This is a genomic window from Streptomyces sp. NPDC030296 (assembly GCF_055572815.1).
In genome coordinates this window covers 1-19,250 of the sequence record NZ_JBVICQ010000019.1, presented here as the reverse complement: position 1 = coordinate 19,250, position 19,250 = coordinate 1, and the positions used below count along the sequence as shown (strand labels likewise).

13 protein-coding genes and 5 pseudogenes are annotated in these 19,250 nt (G+C 69.7%); 12 read left to right on the top strand and 6 right to left on the bottom strand.

The window, feature by feature from the left end; translation table 11 throughout:
* Positions 1–5: 5 nt before the first annotated feature.
* The 9 genes and pseudogenes from mhpA to ACZ4Z3_RS37195 form a co-directional block, all read left to right on the top strand.
* Complete coding sequence (gene mhpA, locus ACZ4Z3_RS37235; RefSeq protein ID WP_468505209.1) at positions 6–1,589, top strand: bifunctional 3-(3-hydroxy-phenyl)propionate/3-hydroxycinnamic acid hydroxylase MhpA; 1,584 nt, start codon at positions 6–8, stop codon at positions 1,587–1,589.
* Positions 1,589–3,556, top strand: coding sequence for an acetoacetate--CoA ligase (locus tag ACZ4Z3_RS37230; protein WP_468505208.1), 1,968 nt, complete (start codon positions 1,589–1,591; stop codon positions 3,554–3,556). Before mhpA ends, ACZ4Z3_RS37230 begins: the two co-directional genes overlap by 1 nt.
* Positions 3,553–3,906, top strand: coding sequence for a DoxX family protein (locus ACZ4Z3_RS37225; RefSeq protein WP_468505207.1), 354 nt, complete (start codon positions 3,553–3,555; stop codon positions 3,904–3,906). The genes ACZ4Z3_RS37230 and ACZ4Z3_RS37225 overlap by 4 nt, the downstream gene beginning before the upstream one ends.
* Before the next feature lie 84 nt (positions 3,907–3,990).
* Positions 3,991–6,131, top strand: a pseudogene (locus tag ACZ4Z3_RS37220) (ATP-binding SpoIIE family protein phosphatase).
* 260 nt (positions 6,132–6,391) lie between these two features.
* On the top strand, positions 6,392–7,576 hold the full coding sequence (locus tag ACZ4Z3_RS37215; RefSeq protein ID WP_468505206.1) for a cytochrome P450: 1,185 nt from the start codon (positions 6,392–6,394) through the stop codon (positions 7,574–7,576).
* A 41-nt stretch (positions 7,577–7,617) separates the two neighbouring features.
* Positions 7,618–7,815, top strand: a complete 198-nt coding sequence (locus tag ACZ4Z3_RS37210; protein ID WP_468170982.1) for a ferredoxin — start codon at positions 7,618–7,620, stop codon at positions 7,813–7,815.
* Positions 7,812–8,969: an NAD(P)/FAD-dependent oxidoreductase gene (locus tag ACZ4Z3_RS37205; protein ID WP_468505205.1), complete on the top strand. Its 1,158-nt coding sequence runs from the start codon at positions 7,812–7,814 to the stop codon at positions 8,967–8,969. The genes ACZ4Z3_RS37210 and ACZ4Z3_RS37205 overlap by 4 nt, the downstream gene beginning before the upstream one ends.
* A 359-nt stretch (positions 8,970–9,328) precedes the next feature.
* Positions 9,329–10,063, top strand: coding sequence for a sodium:solute symporter family transporter (locus ACZ4Z3_RS37200; protein WP_468505204.1), 735 nt, complete (start codon positions 9,329–9,331; stop codon positions 10,061–10,063).
* Positions 10,018–10,254 (top strand): annotated as a pseudogene (locus tag ACZ4Z3_RS37195) (sodium:solute symporter family transporter); the annotation flags it as partial. The gene ACZ4Z3_RS37200 and the pseudogene ACZ4Z3_RS37195, both read left to right, overlap by 46 nt.
* Positions 10,255–10,828: 574 nt before the next feature.
* Here ACZ4Z3_RS37195 and ACZ4Z3_RS37190 read toward each other — a convergent pair.
* The 3 genes from ACZ4Z3_RS37190 to ACZ4Z3_RS37180 form a co-directional block, all read right to left on the bottom strand.
* Positions 10,829–11,767 (bottom strand): NAD(P)H-dependent oxidoreductase, encoded by a 939-nt coding sequence (locus tag ACZ4Z3_RS37190; protein ID WP_468505203.1) that lies wholly within the window; start codon positions 11,765–11,767, stop codon positions 10,829–10,831.
* 92 nt (positions 11,768–11,859) lie between these two features.
* Positions 11,860–12,753, bottom strand: a complete 894-nt coding sequence (locus ACZ4Z3_RS37185) for an alpha/beta hydrolase (RefSeq protein WP_468171026.1) — start codon at positions 12,751–12,753, stop codon at positions 11,860–11,862.
* Between the two features lie 40 nt (positions 12,754–12,793).
* The gene (locus ACZ4Z3_RS37180) at positions 12,794–14,014 is read right to left on the bottom strand and encodes an FAD-dependent oxidoreductase (RefSeq protein ID WP_468505202.1); all 1,221 of its coding nucleotides are present in this window, start codon (positions 14,012–14,014) and stop codon (positions 12,794–12,796) included.
* 201 nt (positions 14,015–14,215) lie between these two features.
* Between ACZ4Z3_RS37180 and ACZ4Z3_RS37175 the strand changes: the two genes are divergently transcribed.
* A complete protein-coding gene (locus tag ACZ4Z3_RS37175; protein ID WP_468505201.1) occupies positions 14,216–15,124 on the top strand; it encodes a LysR family transcriptional regulator in 909 nt (302 codons plus the stop codon).
* A 129-nt stretch (positions 15,125–15,253) separates the two neighbouring features.
* Positions 15,254–15,436, top strand: a pseudogene (locus ACZ4Z3_RS37170) (flavodoxin domain-containing protein); the annotation flags it as partial.
* On the opposite strand, the pseudogene ACZ4Z3_RS37165 reads toward ACZ4Z3_RS37170, so the two are convergent.
* Positions 15,411–15,551: pseudogene (locus ACZ4Z3_RS37165) on the bottom strand (tyrosine-type recombinase/integrase); the annotation flags it as partial. The pseudogenes ACZ4Z3_RS37170 and ACZ4Z3_RS37165 overlap by 26 nt on opposite strands.
* A gap of 121 nt (positions 15,552–15,672) precedes the next feature.
* On the opposite strand from ACZ4Z3_RS37165, the pseudogene ACZ4Z3_RS37160 reads away from it, so the two are divergent.
* Positions 15,673–15,837: pseudogene (locus tag ACZ4Z3_RS37160) on the top strand (pirin family protein); the annotation flags it as partial.
* Positions 15,838–17,052: 1,215 nt separating this feature from the next.
* On the opposite strand, the gene ACZ4Z3_RS37155 reads toward ACZ4Z3_RS37160, so the two are convergent.
* Positions 17,053–18,567, bottom strand: coding sequence for a family 43 glycosylhydrolase (locus ACZ4Z3_RS37155; protein ID WP_468505292.1), 1,515 nt, complete (start codon positions 18,565–18,567; stop codon positions 17,053–17,055).
* Between the two features lie 358 nt (positions 18,568–18,925).
* A partial coding sequence (locus tag ACZ4Z3_RS37150) for an AbfB domain-containing protein (RefSeq protein ID WP_468505200.1) occupies positions 18,926–19,250 on the bottom strand: 325 nt, incomplete at its 5' end.

Sequence of the window (19,250 nt, the reverse complement as noted above, 5' to 3'; positions counted from 1 at the left end):
AGCACATGATCTTCGAACGTAACGGGGCAGACGTACCCGTGGTGATCGTCGGCGCCGGGCCCGTGGGCGTGACCGCCGCCCTCCTCCTGGCCCGGCGCGGAGTTCGCAGCGTCGTCCTCGAACGCCACCAGGACGTCTACCCGCTCCCGCGCGCTGTCGCCACCGACGACGAGGTGCGCAGGATCCTCCAGGCCGCAGGCGTGGGGGAGGAGTTCGCCGCGATCGCCCGCCCGGCGAACGGGCTGCGGCTGCTGGACGCCCGGCACCGGGTGATGGCCGAGTTCCGGCGCACCGGGCACGGCCTGCACGGCTACCCGCAGACCAGTATGTTCGACCAGCCCGAGCTGGAGCGGGTGCTGCGCGACGCCCTGGCCCGGCACCCGGAGTGCGAACTGCGGGGCGGAGTGGAGGTCACCGGCATCCGCCCGGACACCGAGGGCCCCGTGCGCGTGACCTACCGGGACGACGACGGTGAGCATCACCTGTGGGCCGACGCGGTGCTCGGCTGTGACGGCGCGAACAGCCTCACCCGCGAGGCGATCGGCGCCGTATGGGAGGACCTGCGCTTCGAGGAACGCTGGACCGTCATCGACGTCCGCACGACGGCCGACGTGCGCTCCTGGGAGGGGGTTGACCAGGTCTGCGACCCGGACGGGCCGGCGACCTTCGCGCGCATCGGCGAGGACCGTTACCGCTGGGAGTTCCGGCTGCGCGAGGGGGCGGAGCAGCCGGTCCGTGAGTTGGTCGCTCCGTGGCTGCCTCCTTCGCACGAGGGGGACTTCGAGGTCATCCGCGAGGCGCAGTACACCTTCCGGGCCCGCATCGCCGACCGCTGGCGCAGCGGGCGGGTCTTCCTGCTCGGCGATGCCGCCCACCTCACCCCGCCGTTCATCGGACAGGGGCTGTGCTCGGGCCTGCGGGACGCCTACAACCTCACGTGGAAGCTCGCCCGCGTGCTCCGACAGGGCGGGGAGGAGCGGCTGTTGGACACCTACGAGAGTGAACGCATGCCGCACGCCCGGCATGTGATCCGGCTCGCGGTCGCGATGGGCTGGGCCATGACCGGCGGCCAGGACGGTGCCGCAGCGATCCGCCGCAGGGTCCTGGCCGCGGCCTGCCGCATACCCGGCCTGACCGAACTGGCCGGCCGCGACCTCAGCCCGCCCCTGACCACGGGACCCCTCGTACGCCGCCGCCTCCGCAAGGGCCTTGCGGGAACGCACTGCCCCCAACCATGGATCACCGCCGACGGACGGCGCAGCCGCCTCGACGAGGTGCTCGGTGACTCCTTCACCATCCTGACCGCCGCCGATCCCTGGCCCTCACTGAATGCCCTCGCCCACGCGCTCGGTATCCGGGCGATCCCCGTGACCGGCCTCGGCGACGACGGCACACTCGCCGCCTGGCTGCGCGCCGGCCGCGCGGACGCCGTACTGCTGCGCCCCGACCGCGTCGTCCTGGACGTCGTCCCAGCCGGGGGCCGGGATTTCACCGGCACTGCCGCCTGGGCGTCCCTTCTGCACAGCACCCGCAGTCCCCACCCGCCGCGACGAGACGTCGACGACAGCCTGCTGAGGAGCGTCACCTGATGAGTGTGCCCGAGCCTTTCATGACGCCGGATCCGCAGGCCGTCGCGGACAGCAACCTCATGGACTTCGCCCGCCATGTCGGGATGTCCGGCGCCGACTACGCCGACCTGTACCACTGGTCGGTCGCGGACCTGGAGGGCTTCTGGGGGGCGGTGTGGGAGTACTTCGACATCGACGCGGACACGCCGTACGAGCGGGTGCTGGCGGAGGAGAGGATGCCGGGCGCCCGCTGGTTCCCCGGTGCCACCCTCAACTACGCCCACCACGCCCTGCGCAATCTCGCCGACGACGCCGTGGCAGTCATCGCCCTGGACGAGACCGGCTCCTGCTACGAGGTGACCGCGAGCCGCCTGCGCGCCCAGGTCGCCTCCGTCGCCGCCACTCTGCGCGACCTGGGCGTGGGCAAGGGCGACCGCGTGGTGGGTTACCTGCCCAACACCCCGCACGTGATCGTCGCGTTCCTGGCCGCCGCGAGCCTGGGCGCCGTGTGGTCGGTGTGCGGCCAGGACTACGCCCCCAAGGCCGCCGCCGACCGCTTCACCCAGCTCGAACCCACCGTCCTGATCGCCGCCGACGGCTACCTCTTCAACGGCACCATCCACGACCGCCGCGACGCCACCCTCGAACTCGCCCACGCGCTGCCGACGTTGAAGGCGACGCTGCTGGTGGGCCATGTGGGCCTGCCGTGGCCGTCGAAGGCGTACCCGTCGCTGGTCGTCCCGTGGGAGGACGCCGCCACCCGCACCGAGGAACTCACCTGCACCCCGGTGCCGTTCGATCACCCGCTGTGGGTGGTGTTCTCCTCGGGCACCACGGGCCTGCCCAAAGGCATCGTCCACGGCCACGGAGGCGTCCTGCTGGAGCACCTGAAGACCCTCGGCCTGCACTCCGACCTCGAACCCGGCGAACGGCTCCTGTGGTACACCACCACCCACTGGATGATGTGGAACCTGGTCGCCTCCACTCTCCTGACCGGTGCCACCACCTGCACTTACGACGGCAGCCCGGCGCCCCTCGCGAAGCCCGACGTCCTGTGGGAGCTGGCCGCCCGCCACCGGGTGACCGTCTTCGGTACGAGCCCCCAGTACCTGCTGGGCATGGCCAAGTTCGGCATCGACCCCTCGGTGCACGACCTGTCGTCGATCCGTGTGGTCGGCTGTACCGGATCGACCCTGCCGGCCTCCGCGTACCCCTGGGTCCGCGACCACGTCGGCGACCGCGTGCTGCTGGCGTCGATCAGTGGCGGCACGGACGTGGTGTCCGGCTTCGCCGGCAGCGCCCCCAACATCCCTGTGTGGGCGGGGGAGTTGTCCGCACCCCACCTGGGCGTGGCGCTGGCCGCCTACGACGCCGAGGGCTTCCCGGTGGTGGACCGGGTCGGCGAGCTGGTCGTCACCCGCCCGATGCCGTCGATGCCGCTGTACTTCTGGAACGACCCCGACGGCACCCGCTACCGCGACGCCTACTTCTCCTCCTACCCGGGCGTCTGGCGGCACGGCGACTGGATCACGGTCACCAGCCACGGCTCGGTGATCGTCCACGGCCGTTCCGACAGCACGCTGAACCGCAACGGTGTCCGGCTCGGCAGCGCCGACATCCACGACGTCGTCGAACGCCTCCCCGAGATCGCGGAAGCCCTGGTCATCGGCGCGGAGGAGGGCGACGGCGCCTACTGGATGCCGCTGTTCGTGGTCCCCGCCGCCGGGGTGACCCTGGACGACACCCTCCGCGAGAAGATCCGCGACGCCATCCGGACCGGTGCCTCACCCCGCCACGTCCCCGACGAGATCCTCGAGGCGCCGGGCATTCCGCACACCCGCACCGGCAAGAAACTCGAAGTCCCCGTCAAACGCCTCCTTCAAGGCGCCCCGGTCGAGCAGGTCGTCAACCTGGCCACCGTGGATGCCCCCGACCTCATCGACTACTACGCCCGCCTGGGCGCTCAACGCAAGGACAGATCGGCATGACAACCATGCACACTATCCTCGCCGTCGCACTGGCCCTGGTCTTCCTCCCCCTGGGGCTGGCGAAGATCGCCGCGGTGCCGTTCATGCGTCAGGCGGCAGCCCACCTCGGCATGTCACCGGGTCTCTACCGCGTCATCGGCATGCTGGAGACCGCCGGAGCCGCCGGGCTGCTGCTCGGCCTGGCCTCGGCCCCGCTCGGGGTGGCCGCCGCTGCCGGGCTGGCTGTGCTCATGGTGGCTGCCGCGGTGGTTCACCTGCGCCACGGCGACCCGCCCGTGCAGGCCCTGCCCGCCGCCGTACTGGCACTGACGGCGCTGGCGTACGCCGGGGCGGCGATCGCCACCGGCTGACGACCAGGGTGTGCGCCGCGTCGAGCGGGAGGCTGTCGATGCCCGACGACTCACGGGCCTCCCGCTCGGCGTACCGTCGACAGTGTGGAGTACACGGCCGGCAGCCTTGTGTCCCGTGTCGCCGGCGACCTCGGGCCGATGGCGGACGAGGTGATCGCCGACGTGGTGCGGTGCCTGCGGCGTGAGGTTCCCGCACTGTGGAGCAACCCGGATCTCGTCCGCATGACGTCCGAGAACATCACCGAGCACGTCGTCGGCGTGCTGGCCGGCCTGGAACACGGCATCAAGCCGAGCGAGATAGATCCGCCGCCCGCCGAGTTGGAACATGCACGTCGGCTGGCCCGGTACGGCACGCCCGTCACCGCGCTCTCGGTCAGGGCGTCGTCCTGGACAGACTCCTCGCTGAGATGCCGCGGCTGACGAAAGACGCGGAGTTGATCAGCGCGGCAACGCGCCTCCTGCTCGCGATGGCGAACGGATACGTGGACGACGCGTCCGAACAGGGTGTCACGGCGTTCCAGGAGGAGCGTGACCGGCGACTGCAGTGGCGGCTGTCCTTGGTGAACGAGGCCGGTCTGCGCATCGGGACTACCCTGGACATCGCCCGCACCACCCAGGAGCTGGCGGACCTCGCCCTCGACCACTTCGCCGACCTGGTCACCGTCGACCTGCTCGACTCCGTGGTCCACGGGGACGGCACCCCGGCGCCGGGCCCCCTCGTACTGCACCGGGTCGCCCAGGTGTCGTCGGCGCAACGCGGTCCCGAGCCGACGGTTGGGTTGGGGGCGGTTCACGCCTGTCCGGACGGATCGGTCTTGGCTCGCGCCCTGGCCACCGGCCGGCCCTCCAGGCATACGGCGACGCCGACGGATCCGGTCGACGCCTTCGGCACCCACCCTGCCCGCTCGACGCTGGTGGTGCCGTTGAGCGCCTGCGGCGCCACTCTCGGGGTCGCGCGGTTCTGCCGTCACCGCAACCCGGTTCCCTTCGAGGACGAGGATCTGATACTCGCCCAGGAGATCGCGGCCAGGGCGGCCGTGGCCATCGACAACGCCCGTCGCTACACACACGCCCGTGCCACGGCCCTCACTCTCCAGCGCAGTCTGCTGCCACGGCGTACGGCGGAGCAGTCCGCCGTCGATGTCGCCTGCCGCTATCTGCCCGCCGGTGGTCAGGCCGGTGTGGGCGGCGACTGGTACGACGTCATCCCGCTGTCCGGAGCCCGGGTCGCCCTGGTCGTGGGCGACGTGGTCGGCCACGGCATCCACGCCGCCGCCACGACGGGGCGCTTGCGCACCGCGGTCCGCACCCTCGCCGACATCGACCTGCCGCCCGAGGAACTGCTGACACACCTGGACGACGTCGTCATCCGCCTGTCCGCCGAAGTCTCGGCCGACCCGGACACGGAAACGGCCGGGGACATCGGCGCCACATGCCTGTACGCCGTCTACGACCCCGTCGACGGCCGCTGCTCCCTGGCCCGCGCGGGGCACGTGCTGCCCGCCGTAGTGAGCGGCGACGGAACCGTTGATCTTTTGGATCTGCCGTCCGGCCCGCCGCTGGGCCTGGGCGGACTGCCGTTCGAGGCGGCGGAGGTCGATTTGCCCGAAGGCAGTCTCCTGGCCCTGTACACCGACGGCCTGGTCGAAGCCCGCGACCGCGATATCGACGCAGGCCTCACCCTCCTGCGACACGCCCTCGCACAGCCCTCCGTATCTCTGGAGGCCGCCTGCGACACCGTGCTCCAGGCCTTGCTGCCCGCAGGCCGACCCCACGACGACGCCGCCCTGCTGCTCGCCCGCACCCGTGCCCTCGGAGACCACCAAGTCGCCGCCTGGGACGTGGACGCCGACCCGGCAGCCGTCGCCCGGGCCCGTTCCAGCACCGTCCGGCAGCTGTCGTCCTGGGGACTGGGGGACCTCGACTTCATCACCGAACTTGTGGTCAGCGAACTGGTCACAAACGCCATCCGCTACGGCCGACCCCCCATCCGCCTGCGCCTCATCCGTGACCACTCCCTCCTGTGCGAGGTGTCCGACGCCGGCAGCACCACCCCCCACCTGCGCCGGGCCCGCGCCTTCGACGAGGGCGGACGCGGCCTGCTCCTTGTCGCCCAGCTCGCCGAGCGCTGGGGAGCGCGCCACGCCCGGCAGGGCAAGACGGTCTGGGCCGAGCTGGGCGAGGAGAAGCACGCCGGGCCCTGGGAGCCGGCCTCCGTCCTTTAGCTTGCGCCGACGCACGAAGCCAGAACACCCGCAGTTCTGATGAGTTCATCGTTTTCTTTGCCGTAACCCTTGACGCAGCATTCCATCAAGCTTGAGTATTTCGTCATTACGGCGTTGTTGCGCCGACAGCGCCCGCCCGCGCACGGGATGGAGCGGTAGCTCGCTGAGGCTGCGCTCTCGTCAGCTGTCCGCGGATTGCCCGCCCCACCCCCACCCCCGTCATGCCCCGCTCTCTCCCCGTCCCTTCAGGAGGGCTGTTCATGCCCATGCTTACGGAGATTCCCGTCTACCGCCCCGATCTGTACTCGGCGTCGGCCATCCGCGACACTCATCCGCACTACACCGCGCTGCGTGAGCTCGGCCCCGTGGTCTGGCTGAGCAAGCACAAGGTCTACGCCCTGCCGCGATACGCCGAGTGCAAGCAGGTGCTGCTGGACGACGACACCTTCGTCTCCTCGGGCGGCGTCGGCCTCAACCCCGTCGCCAACCGTATGAGCCAGGGCACCACGCTGTGCAGTGACGGCGATGAGCACGCCCGCCGCCGCTCCCTCCTCGCGCACCGCCTGACCCCCAGGGCGCTGCGCGCGATGAAGGACACGGTCGAGCAGCAGGCGGCCGCCGTGGTCGAGGCAGCCGTGGTCCGGCGAACGATCGACGCGGTGGAGGTCGCCACGGCACTGCCGATGGCAGTCGTCCCCGACCTGGTCGGCTGGCCTCAGCAGGGCCGCGAGGATCTGCTGCGCTGGGCCGGTGCCACCTTCGACGCTCTGGGCCCGATCAACCGCCAGGCGGTGCGCACACTACCCGCGTCCCTCGGCATGCTGCGCTACGCCCGCGGTGTCGTCCGCGACCGGTCCGTGCTGGACGGCAGCATGGGCCACGACCTGCTGCGCGCCGCCGACGAGGGCCGGATCATGCACGCCGAGTGCGTCACCATGATGATCGACTACCTGGCACCCTCCCTGGACACCACCATCAGCGCCATCTCCAGCGCTCTGTACCTGTTCGCCACCCACCCCGAACAGTGGCGCCTGCTGCAGGCGGACCCCGACCTCATCCCGAAAGCGGTCAACGAGATCGTCCGCTACGAATCCCCGATCCGCGCCTTCTCCCGCACTGCCGCCCGCGACACGGAACTCGCGGGCGTCCCCCTCCCCAAGGGCTCCCGGGTACTCGTCCTCTACGGCTCCGCCAACCGAGACCCGCTGGAGTGGGACGACCCGGACACCTTCGACATCCGCCGCGACGCCGCCCGCCAACTCGGCTTCGGGCAGGGCACCCACGGCTGCGCCGGCCAGGGCCTGGCCCGCCTGGAAACCTCCGCGATGCTCCGCGCCCTGATCGAACGCGTCGACCGCATCGAGCCGACCGGCACACCCGAGTGGGCCCTGAACAACGTCATCCATCGCCTCGAGCGCCTGCCGCTCGAACTCATCCCCGCCTGAACCCCGCCGCTCGCCCGTTTGAGGACACCGAGGACAGCATCATGAAGATTTCCGTCGACCATCCACGCTGCGAAGGCCACGGCCTGTGCGCCGACCAGGCCCCCGACATCTTCAGCCTGGACGACGACGCGGAACTCACCTACCACTTCGAGGGCACCGACGTCCCCGACGAGCATCAGCCCGCCGCCCGCGCGGCCGTCAATGCCTGCCCGGTCGCCGCCCTGCGAGTCCTGTCGTGACCGCACCGCGCTCGGTGCTCATCGTCGGCGAGTCACTCGCCGGTACCACCGCCGCCCGCCACCTGCGCACCCTCGGCCACACCGGACGCCTCACGATCATCGGTGCAGAAGAACACGGCGCCTATTCGCGCCCGCCCCTGTCCAAAGCCGTGTTGAAAGACCCGGCCGCCGACGACACCCTCGGCCTGGCCCTCGACGGACTCGACGCCGACGTCATCCGCTCGCCCGCCGTCACCGCCGACACCTGGCACCGCACCATCACAACTGCTGACGGCCGCCAGGTCGGCTACGACGCGCTGATCATCGCCACCGGCGCCAGCGCCCACCGCCTCGCCGCCCCCGGGCAGCGGGGCGAACTCGTCCTGCGCACCCTCGACGACGCCCGCCAACTCCGCGCCTGCCTGGCTCATGCCACTACGGCGATCGTGGTCGGCGCCGGCTTCCTCGGCATGGAGGTGGCCAGCGCCTGCGCCGCCCGCGGCATCCCGGTCACCGTCGTGGACACCGACCGGCCGCTGGAACGCATCCTCGGCGACCACCTGTCCGCCGCGATCAGCACACGAGCCGCGGCGTGCGGCATCCGCTTCATACAGGCCACCGGCTTCGCCACCCTGACCGGCGACCCCGTGAGCGGCGTGGCGCTCCCCGACGGCACCGAGCTCACCGCGGACCTGGTGGTCACCTGCGCCGGAGAAGTACCCTGCGTCGACTGGCTGGCAGGGACGGGCCTCGCCGACCGCCTCGGCGTCGGCATCGACCATGCCTGCGCCACCACCGTGCCCAGCGTGTTCGCCGCCGGCGACGTCACCTACCTCCGCGGCGACGGCACCCTGCCCGACCGGCGCTCGCCCTTCTGGTCCAACGCCGTCGCCCAGGGCAGAACCGCGGCGGCCTCCGCCCTCGGTCTCCCACCGCCAGGACCAGCGCAGGACGACTACTTCTGGACCGAGGTCGCCGGTCTCACCGTCAAGATCGTCGGCCGCCTGCCGCTCCTCGGCGAACCGACCACGGTGCAGGGCAGCGTGGCCGACGGACGCGCGCTGCTGACCTGGAGCCATGCCGACGGAACGTCGACGGTGGTCGCCTACGGACTGCGCAAGCCGGTCGCCGCGCTACGGGCCTTGGCCGCCACGTCTTTTCCGCCGTCACCGTGACGACGGCACATGAGCGTCGCGACGTAAGGAAGCTACAGGGCGCGGGCATGGCCGGGGTGCTCTTCCGCGGCGCACTCGGCTGATCAACCCGGTCCCGTGAACAAGCCCGACCTGATCGAGTACCACGCCTGCCTCGGCGCGTCGAACGCTGCGCTCAGAGGCCCGGACAGCCAGGAAGTTCCACCTTCCTCCATCCAGAGAGCCGCGCATCATGTACGTCCAAGACCGTCCGCCCGGTGCCCGACCACCGGAAGCAGCCACTGACCACCTTGCTCTGGAGCACCTGCGAAGGACCTCAGGGCGGCTCAGGGTCCGCCTGCTCGTGCTCAACCTGGCCGCTGCCGGCGTTCCCCTCCTGCATGACGTCCGGCGTGGTCTTCGCGGCCGGCGATTCCGGCCTGTTCGCACCCCTGATGGCATTCCTGCTGGTCGTCATCGTCTCATTCCTGCTCTGCCTGGTCGCGGGCATGGACAACGACACGGTCGCCGACTTCTTCACCGCCGACCGGTCCCTGTCCGTGACGAAAAACGCTCTGGCTCTGTCCGGCGACTTCATCTTCACCACCGCGCTGCTCAGCTCCGTCGGCGCCGTTTCCCTCGCGGGTTACGACGGTATGGTCGTCGCCATCAGCGCCGTTGCCTCCCTCGGTGTGCTCCTGATGCTGGCCGAACCCCTGCGCAACACGGGGCATTTCACCCTCGGTGCCATCCTGGAAAGCCGTGTGACCGGGACGGCGACCAGGGTCGCGGGCACCGTGATCACGGTGGCCGTATGCCTGCCGGTGATGGTCGTACAGCTCACGGTGGCAGGTGGTGTGACAGCGTACGTCCTCGGGTTGAACAGACCGGGTGCCGCCGAGGTCTGCACGGCTCTCATCGGAGCGTTGATCGTCTCCTTCGCTGCGTTCGGCGGCATGCGGGGCAGCAGCATGATCGAGATCGTCAAGGTGATCGTCGTCTTCGGCATGGTTCTGGCGGTGAGTTGGACCGCCCTCAGCCATTGGGACCTGGGCACCCTGCTGGAGACCGCTGCCGGCCCCGTGGCGGGGTGCAATCCTTCTACGCCCCGGGCCTGCTGTACGGGGACACGCTGACGGGCAGACTGGATCTGGTCTCACTGTGCGTCACCGTCATCCTGGGGTCTGCCGTGTTTCCGCACATCCTTTTGAGGGTGAGCGCTTCTCGGAACGGGGCGGCGGCCAGACGGGCCTCCACTGCCGCCGTCGTCATGATCACGCTGTTCTACGGCGCCATGGTTCTCACCGGGCTGAGCGCGGCGGCGACGTTGGGCGCCAAGGTCATCGCCGCGCACGACAATGGGCGACCTGGAGGTGCAGTTGCGGTCCGAGCGGGACGTGGAGCGGGCTATGGGCCTATTCCGCGCCAGCTACGCGGCGGCATAGCCCCTCCGCGTGCGTCTGTGACGTGCTCGAGTGCGTGGCTGAGCAACTGTCGACGTTGCCATGGCAGTTCCTCTCGGCGTGCGCGCGGGCAGTGGCGGTGGAGCTCAACGGAAGATGCGCGAAGGGGACGGACCCGTTGTCGGTGGCGGCCCCGCCCGTGGCGGCGCCGACGCTCTGGAGGGCGTGGGCCTGGTCGCCGGTACCGGTGCGCCGGCGTAGTGCCAGCGGGTCCGGAGCGTGTGCAGGGGGTCCCAGTGCGCGGCGGCTGCCAACGGCCAGTTGATACGGGGTCGTTGCCGCGTCGTCGGTGAATGCCTTGACCCGGCGGCCTACTTCCGTCGCGGTCGCGAGGAGGGCGCATTGGAGGATGCGCTCACCCCACTGCGGGACGCCGCCGCCCTGACCCGGGCGCTCACGGCCGCGGCCCATGGTTCCCGAGAGCCCGCGAGCGGTCGTCTACGGCCGCGGTGGGCGCAGGACGGGGACGCTGTCACGGAACGCGGCGGCGTGCTTGTCGATCTCCTGGGGGTCCGGCTCCAGTGAGGCGGCGCTCAACAGTTCCCGGTAGTGCTCCTCCAGCTCCGTGAGAGTGTGGACGGAGGAAGCGGTGCCGGCGGGGGAGAAATCGACCCGGACGTCGCCGTCCTCGACGACGAAACGGCCCGCCGCCCCGCACGTGCCGCATTCGGCGCGGCCGCCGCGCAGCACGATCAGGTCGAGGTGGCACATCGGGCACGTGCCGGGCTCCCCCAGGAACCGGACCTCGTCGTGGGGCAGACCGAGCTGCCGGGCAACCGCGGCGCCCAGCCGCTCGGCGCGCAGCACAGCTGCCGGGTTGGTGGCTATGCCGCCCAGGCCGCCGGGGGTGGGGACTTCCATCTGGTCGGCGACGGCCATGTGCAGGGGGAAGGCCAGGGCGTGCAGAGTGGGCAGCGTCAGCGTGCGCCAGTGGGGTGACGGGCAGCCTCCCACGGCGATGAAGCCGGCCACGCGCGGCTTGAGGACCCGCGGGTCGGGGGCCGTGTCGACGCCCAGAAGGCCGCGAGTCTCCTTCTGCTCGGCCGGGCCGTGTTCGCGGCGGGCGAGGGCCTCACGGACGAAGACCACGTCCGTGCGCGGACCGAAGGCGCGGTCGATGAGGAGCTTCACCGCGCCCGGTGCGCTGCGGGTGTAGGTGGGGGAGCTGACGATCACGCCGTCCGCGTCGAGCAGCCGGTCGCAGAACCAGGCCGCGTCGTCCCCGGCGTCCGCGGTGGCGGCGGTCACCAGGGACATGTCGGTCAGCCGTACCATCTCGACGGCTGTCCCCTCGCGCGCGGCCGCGGTGAGCGCGGCCTTCAGCAGTACCTCGGCACTGCCGCCCTCCTGCCCGCAGGCAAGTCCGAGCAGACGCATCGACGACACCTCTCTGTGTTCGGGGGATGGGGGGGCGGTCCGCCGGGCCACGCGGGCTCCGGCGGACCGGACGGGGGCGGATGGCAGGGCGGTCAGCCGCGCAGGGTGGCTGCCAGCCAGTCGGCGCTGCGGGTGATGATCTCGGGGAAGTGGTTCGAGAGGATCTCGTAGTGCTGGCCCGGGTACTCGATGACCTCCTTCGGGTCGGGGATCCGCTCGTACATCTCGCGGGCCTCCTCGACGGGGGCGACGGTGTCCTTGGAGGCGAGGATCATCAGGACCGGGGCGGTGATGCGTTCGGCGTAGGCGCGCACCTCCATCTCGAAGATGCGGTCGAGGGTGGAGATGGTGATCTCGTTCCGGAAGCTGGGCAGATGGTGGATCATGTTCTCGACGAATTCCAGACCCTCCTGGTCGCTGAACATGACCGGGTCCCCGGGTTCCGGGACGCCGTGCAGGCGGATGCTCGCGGCCGGCTCGCCGCGCAGCTGGGCCTGACGGTCGGCGGGGATGAGGGCTTCCAGCTCCGCGAGCGTGTCGGCCGGTTGCAGGGTGCGCGCGCTCCAGCCGCTGACCGGGGGGATGATGCTGACGACGGCTTTGACCCGGCGGTCGGTGGCGGCGGTGAAGAGGGAGTTGGCGCCACCGATGCTGATGCCCCACAGGGCGATGCGGTCGGGGTCGACGTCCTCGCGCAGGGTCAGATGGGTGATGACGTCGCGCAGGTCCCGGCACTGCTGCCAGGGATCGAACTGCTGACGGGGTTCGCCGTCGCTGTAGCCGGTGTTGCGGTGGTCGTAGATCAGGCAGGCCAGACCGGCGTCGGTGAAGCCCCGGGCCATGGCGAACATGGATTCCGCGGGACCGCCCAGGCCGCCCTGGAGGATGGCGACGGGCAGGCGTTCGGGACCGTCGGTCGGGCGGAACAGTTTGCCCCGCAGGGTCAGTTCCGACACTCGGAACTCGATGTCTTCGGTGACGGGCATGGTTCTCCTCGTGGTGCGGCTCGTGTCGGGAGGTCGGCGATCAGGTGCGGCTGACGGGGAGGTCGTCGGGCAGGAAGTCGATGTCGGCGGCCCGCGGGTCGGCCGAGGCGCGCAGGATGGGGAAGACCTCGGCGCGCATCTCGGTCTCGTACTCGGCCACGGCCTCCGCCACGGGTGTGTCGCCGTGGGCGGCGCGTTCCAGGGCCCGGGTGAGGGCCGCGGCGTCGCGCAGTGCCGTGTTGGCGCCGGAGCCGAACGAGGGAGGCATGGCGTGGATCGCGTCACCGAGCAGGGTGACGCGGCCGGCCGGCCAGGGGTCTGCCGGCTGTAGGTGACGCGTGGACACCGGGAAGATCGTCGACGCGTCGACGTGCTCGACGAGATCGGCCAGGGCGGGATCCCAGCCCCGTACCGCGGTGCGCATCAGCGTGTGCAGGGTGTCGGCGGAGCTGTGCCACAGGTCGGGAGCCCCGGCGGCGACAGGGCTGCCGGGCGGAAGGCCGAGGTTGACCATGATGTAGGGATCGACGGGATCGACGGGGGCGCCGGGCGCCAGTTCGGCCAACGCCTCGGCGACCGGCCTGCGCGGCCGGTACACGCCGTAGGCGAACATCGCGCCGTTCGGCCCCGTGGCGACGGCGAAACCGTCGAACAGTGCCTCGGGCAGGCGTGCTGCCAGATCGTCGGTCAGCGGTGCGATGGAGTACAGGCCGCGCATTCCGGTGTCCACGACCGGAACGTCGGGCAGCAACTGCCTGCGCACGACGGAGTTGATGCCGTCGGCGCCCACCAGTACGTCCCCGGTCGCGCTCGTGCCGTCGTCGAGCAGCACCCGCACCTTGTCGCCGTCCGCCTCGAAGCCGGTGACGGTGCTGTCGTAGCGGACGATGTCCTCCAGACCGAGGCCCATGATCTGGCGCAGTGTGCGCCTGTTGACGGCTGTGTGGGGCCGCCGCGGGTCGTTGGGCGGGCCGATGTGGGGGCGGGCGCCGAGTTCGCGGGCCTGGTGGTCGAGCATGACCATCACCTCCCGGCGCGGCGTCTCCCGCGAGGTCTGCATGTACAGCTCGAAGAGGTTGTCCGGAAGGCACTGCTGGAGAGCGCGGCCACCCGCACCGTTCATGTGCAGGCGGTAGCCGGCCCGCCCGATGCCCGGCGCGCTCTCGTAGACGGTGCAACTGATGCCCGCGCGGCGAAGACCCTGCGCGAGACAGAGCCCTCCGATGCCTCCACCGGCGATCAGGACATGGAACGACGGCATTGTCGCCTCCTTGATGGGCTCGGAACACCTGCACGATCGGTGCAGGCCCGAGAATGCGAACGTCTGGGTGTGGTGGCGGTCCGTGTGACACGGGGTCCCGCCGAGCCGTGTCACCACTCTTGCGTCCGCCCTGGGATCAGGGAAGCCGAAATCCCTTATGCTCGACATAGACAGAGCTGATGATCATTCGAGGTGGGTGCCGTGACTCTGGACCTCAACCTGCTGCCGCCGCTGGACGCGCTCCTCCAGGAGCGCAGTGTGACGCGGGCCGCACAACGGCTCGGTCTGAGCCAGCCCTCGCTGAGCGCAGCCCTGGCCCGGCTGCGTCGGCACTACGGCGACGAACTCCTCGTCAGGGTGGGCAACAGCTACGAGCTGACCCCCCTGGCGGAACGACTGGTGGAACACACCGAGCAGGCCCTGAACTGGGCGGACCGGGTCCTCCAGACGCGCCCCGACTTCGATCCCGCGCAGGCCCGGCACGAGTTCACCGTGATCATGGCCGACTGCCAACTGCCCACGTTCGGGCGGGCCTTGGCCGACCTGGTCCGCACCGCCGCGCCGAACGTGCGGCTGCGCTTCCAGCACAGTACCGAACGGGTCGTGCAGCAGGCGCTGGACAACCTGCGCACGGTGGACGCCCTCGTCCTGCCCCAGGGCATCCTGTCGAACATCCCCACCTTCGACCTGTACAAGGACCGTTGGGTGTGCGTGATGTCCGCCGACCGCGCCCCGACCGTCCTCGGGCGGGAGGAACTGGCGGAACACCCTTGGGTGTTGCCCTACCGTCACCCGTCGCCGGTCTTCTCCCCCCTGAACCGCCTGCACGCCGAGGGCATCGAACCGCACGCGGAGATCGTCACGGAGAACTTCCTGGCCATTCCCCACCTGGTCGCGGGGACCGACCGGATCGGCCTGATGCCCGAACGGGTCGCGATCCCCGCCCTCTCCGGACAACCGATCACCGTCGTCCAACCCGCCTTCGAGATCGGCCACTTGGTGGAGTCCCTGTGGTGGCATCCCCTCCATGAGCGGGAACCGGCCCACATATGGCTGCGTCGCATGGCCGCTCAGGCCGGCCAGGCAGTCGAGAGCGGCCCTGTGGTTTAAGCCGGCTGGGTAGGGTCGTGGTACACCGACCAGGAGGAGCAGTTGCACGGCGAGCGGGTCGTCATCCCCAGCGACGCACCGGCCTCAAAACGAGTCGCGATCGAGGCTCTGCACGCGCGGATCATCACCTACGTCCGCCGCGACCGTCGCGAACTGGTCGAACGCCCGCTCTGGCTCTTCAGCAGCGGCCCACTCGACTCCTCGGCTTCGGAGCGGGACATCCCGCCCGTACCCGGTGTGAAGAAGACCATGGACCGGCTCGACGCCGAGGAGCACGTCACCTTGGCTCGATGGCCGCATCCTGGGTCGCGAACCCGGACTCCTCCAACTGCCGCCCCGCCGCCGACCGGTACCGGATCCTGTAAGGGTGAGGGCACTTCGACCACCGCGACCGCGGATGCTCACACTCCTTGAAAAACGACCCCATCCCACGAACCAGGACAGCGGAACCCATGGCTGCTGACTCCTCCACGACCGATGCTGGCAGCTTGCTGACCCTCACCGGTTCGGAACAGCGCTGACCTGCGGAAAAGCGCGCAGGATCCGCTATGTTCTGGAACTGGATCGGACGGTCGCAGGAGGAGATCGAACGGGCGCGCCGGGACTGGATGGAAGGGGCGCGGTTCGGGGAGGTCAAGGGGTACGACGGTGCCCCACTGCCCGCACCGGAACTGCCGCCGGTGCCGTTGAAACCGCGGGGAAGGGCGCGATGACCTGCGGAAACGCGTCAGTGTAGGTGGTCGCAGGGCGGAAGGCGGTCGGGTAGTTCTCACTGACTTCCACCTGCTTGCCGGAAGGCGTCCGAACAGCTGGCTGGCTCAAGCCGGTGTGGTTGGGGATTCCTCGGTGTGGCTGTCTGTGGGCGGCTGTGGCAGGACTCTTGCTGACCTGATGCTGACTTTGCTGACACCTCGTCAGGTTCGGGTGGGGGGCTCTTCTCCAAGCTCCGGGGCTTGCGGAGGCGTTTGCAGGTTCGGTGGCGTCCGGACCGATGCTGACCTGGCTGGCGGTCGAGTCAGACGTTGGGGTGGGGCGGCGACGCTCTCAATGCCGCCTTGTGGAGATTCCCCAAGATTCGGACGTCATCGCTGCCTGTCGGCGGCGCCGCTTGTGTCCGATCCGAAAGGTGCTGCGCCGGAGAGTGACTAGCGAATTCTTCGTCTGCTGGTGGTACATCACGCGCATCGCCCTGATCGGCGCGAATGCGCGGTTCTGAGGGACGTGGGCGGACTCTGGCCCGCGTATGGTCCGGATCTTGGTTGTGAGGTGGCGCGGCATGAGAGGGCAGCGCGTATGGCAGGCGGACTACGATTCGCGAAGCCGTTGACGAAGAGATCTTCTTGAAGTCCTCTATTAGGTCGCCCTGACCTGCGGTGATGGGCTCCCTTGGGCCTCTGACCAGCGCGAACGTATCTTTCAGGGGCTTTCGGCTTCATCCGGAGTTACGCGGTTCGTTCTCCCCACGCGCTCCCCAGCGGCCGTCGTACTCCCAGATTCTCCCCATAGGAGGTCCCTTGGGAGATGCGCAGCCACAGAGTATCCGTGGCCGCCTGAGGAGGCGAGGTGATCACGATGAGTAGTCGTTGGGAGCGAGGCGCCAGGGCAGTGGGTCGTGGACAACCGTCTGCTGGACGGCGGCCGGCTTCGTTTCAGGGCGGGTGTCAGTGGCGCGTCTGAGAACGTGAGCGCTGCCTCGTACGGGACCGGCTGGGGCAAAGGCCCCCGCGATGTCCGGTCCGATTTCGTACAGCGTTCCGGCGCGGGTGTCGATGGCCTCCACGATCGGCAGGTCCGTCAGGGCTGGGCCGCTCGGGTTCTCGGTCCACGAGCCGTGCGCCGGGGTTGTGTCACTGCGCTTTCACGATCTGAGTCTCTGCTTCGCGAAGCGCTTGTGGCGTCCGCCCGGCGCACTGGCTGCATCAGGCCGCTCAGGCGGTCGTGGGTACGAGCCGCCACTGCTGGCAGTTGTTGTTCAGCCAGGACCACTGGCGCACGTCGACGCCGTTGCCGGTGCCGCAGTTCGCGACGTCGGCGACCTTCCCGGTGCTGACGTTGGTGATCCGGACGTAGTCGCCGCCGGTGTAGATCAGGCGGAACTTCTGGCAGTTGTTGTTCAGCCAGGACCACTGCCGGATGTCGGTGCCGTCGGTGGAGGAGCAGTTCGCGATGTCGGCGACCTTGCCGGTGGCCACGTTCACCAGTCGGCTGGAGTCGTCGCCCATGTCCTCGATGCGCCATTTCTGGCTGGCGCCGCCGCTGCAGCTCCACTGGAAGATGTTGGCGCCGTCGGCGGTGTTGCCGCCCTCGACGTCGAGGCACTTGCCGCTGTTGCGGTTGACGATGGTGTACGCGGTGGGGGTGGTCGCGGTCTCGCCGGACGGGCCGGCCAGCGTCGTGCCCAGGGCGACCGGGGTGCCGAAGTCGGGCGTGCCGTCGGCGTTCCAGGTGAACTTCTGCGCGCGGGTGGTACGGGAGTTGCCGCAACCGGCAGTGGCTGAGCTGTTGGCGTGGTAGACGATCCAGTTCTCGGTGCCGTCGGGCGACGTGAAGAAGCCGTTGTGACCCGGACCGTAGACGCTGTTGGCATCACTGCGCTGGAAGGCCGGCGTCTGCTTCTTCGTCCAGGAGGCGGGGTCCAGGGGGTCGCTGCCGGTGAGCTCCAGCTGGCCCAGCTTGTAGTCGGGAGTCTGGCAGTCGCTGGCCGAGAAGGTCAGGAAGGTCCGGCCGTCGTGGTAGAGCGGCTCGGGGCCCTCGTTGACGGGGTTGCGGACGGTCTCCCAGCTCAAGGTGGGACTGGAGATGATCCTGAAGGGGCCGCTGAGTGTGTACGGGTTGCTCATCGGGGCGATGACCAGGCTCTGCACGCTTCCGTTGATCTTGCCGCTGCCCACCAGGTAGAGCCGGTTGTCGTGCTTGAGAACAGTGGCGTCGATCAGCCAGCCCTGGGCTGCGGCCGGGCCGGGGGTGAGGCTGGCGTCGGTGAGGATGTTCTTGTACGTGTACGTGCCCATCGGGTCGGTACCCGAACTCTCGAGCACATGGGTGCGCTGGGTGTCGCAGCAGGCGGCGCCGGCCCGTGCGGCCGAGTAGTACAGGTACCACTTGCCGTCGAGGAAGTGGATCTCCGGTGCCCAGATGTTGGCGTTGCGGCCCGCCGTGGTGTCCGACCAGATCTCCACGCTCGGGGCCTTGCTCAGCCCGGCGAGAGTGGGGGACTTCCGCATGAGCAGCTTGTTGGTGAACGTGGTCGTCACCAGGTAGTAGTTGCCGTTGTAGTACTCGAGCCAGGGGTCGGCGCCCTTCTGCGACTTGACCGGGTTGGTGAACGGCTGGCCCTCCGCTGCGGCGGTCGGCTGCGTGACAACGAGGAGCAGGGAGGCGATCAAGGACAGCAGAGCCGCCCCGAGCATCGCCCAGCGACGATGTGACCGTTGATGGTTCATGGTGTGGAGCACGAGGGGTCCTTCCAGCACCTCGTCCGAGCGACTCCCCCGCTCATTCGAGATAGCGATCATTGTTCGTATGCGCGCTTGATTGATCGACGTTCGCCGGGTTTGGCGTCAATAGGTCGAATCCGACGGCCTGTTCTCACCCTCGCCCCGACCGGTTCTGAAGGCTTTTCTGTCCGGCCGCAAGTCGGGGCGTGGAGACTCTTCGCGTGCGGCGGGCCGGAAAGGAGACCGCCGCATCCCTTGCGACGCCAGGGGTGGCAGATGTGCCGGTTCGTTCGCGCAGCTCCCGCCCGTGGGGTCGGACCCGCCCGAGGGTTACGGGACGCCGGGGTGGGGCACTGGGTGTGGGTCACTGGGTGTAGAAGGTGGCGTCTGCCTGAGCGGTCGTCGTGCTGACAGCCTGGACGTACAGCAGGTAGTTGTAGTGGCGTATGTATCGGCCGGGAAGGTTGTACGACTCATAGGAGACGCCGGCGGAGTCCGCGAGGCCGGGCCGGGCGGTGAAGGAGGCGTCACCGGCGAACAGCGTCGTTCCGTCGTTCTTCTCCACCCACACCTCGTTGTTCTTGTGGCGCAGGTAGTAGCCGGGGAAGTTCGCCGATTCCAGGGAGACGGTGCCGGTGCCGGTGAGGCCGGTGACGACGCGGAACTGCGAGTCGGCGAGGGGGGCTACG

Bases quoted from the DNA above. Each gene is read 5' to 3' on its own strand.
- mhpA (WP_468505209.1), top strand. From the start codon at position 6: ATGATCTTCGAACGTAACGGGGCAGACGTACCCGTGGTGATCGTCGGC.
- ACZ4Z3_RS37215 (WP_468505206.1), top strand. From the start codon at position 6,392: ATGCCCATGCTTACGGAGATTCCCGTCTACCGCCCCGATCTGTACTCG.
- ACZ4Z3_RS37210 (WP_468170982.1), top strand. From the start codon at position 7,618: ATGAAGATTTCCGTCGACCATCCACGCTGCGAAGGCCACGGCCTGTGC.
- ACZ4Z3_RS37185 (WP_468171026.1), bottom strand. From the start codon at position 12,753: ATGCCCGTCACCGAAGACATCGAGTTCCGAGTGTCGGAACTGACCCTG.
- ACZ4Z3_RS37155 (WP_468505292.1), bottom strand. From the start codon at position 18,567: ATGAACCATCAACGGTCACATCGTCGCTGGGCGATGCTCGGGGCGGCT.
- ACZ4Z3_RS37230 (WP_468505208.1), top strand. From the start codon at position 1,589: ATGAGTGTGCCCGAGCCTTTCATGACGCCGGATCCGCAGGCCGTCGCG.
- ACZ4Z3_RS37190 (WP_468505203.1), bottom strand. From the start codon at position 11,767: ATGCGTCTGCTCGGACTTGCCTGCGGGCAGGAGGGCGGCAGTGCCGAG.
- ACZ4Z3_RS37200 (WP_468505204.1), top strand. From the start codon at position 9,329: ATGACGTCCGGCGTGGTCTTCGCGGCCGGCGATTCCGGCCTGTTCGCA.
- ACZ4Z3_RS37180 (WP_468505202.1), bottom strand. From the start codon at position 14,014: ATGCCGTCGTTCCATGTCCTGATCGCCGGTGGAGGCATCGGAGGGCTC.
- ACZ4Z3_RS37225 (WP_468505207.1), top strand. From the start codon at position 3,553: ATGACAACCATGCACACTATCCTCGCCGTCGCACTGGCCCTGGTCTTC.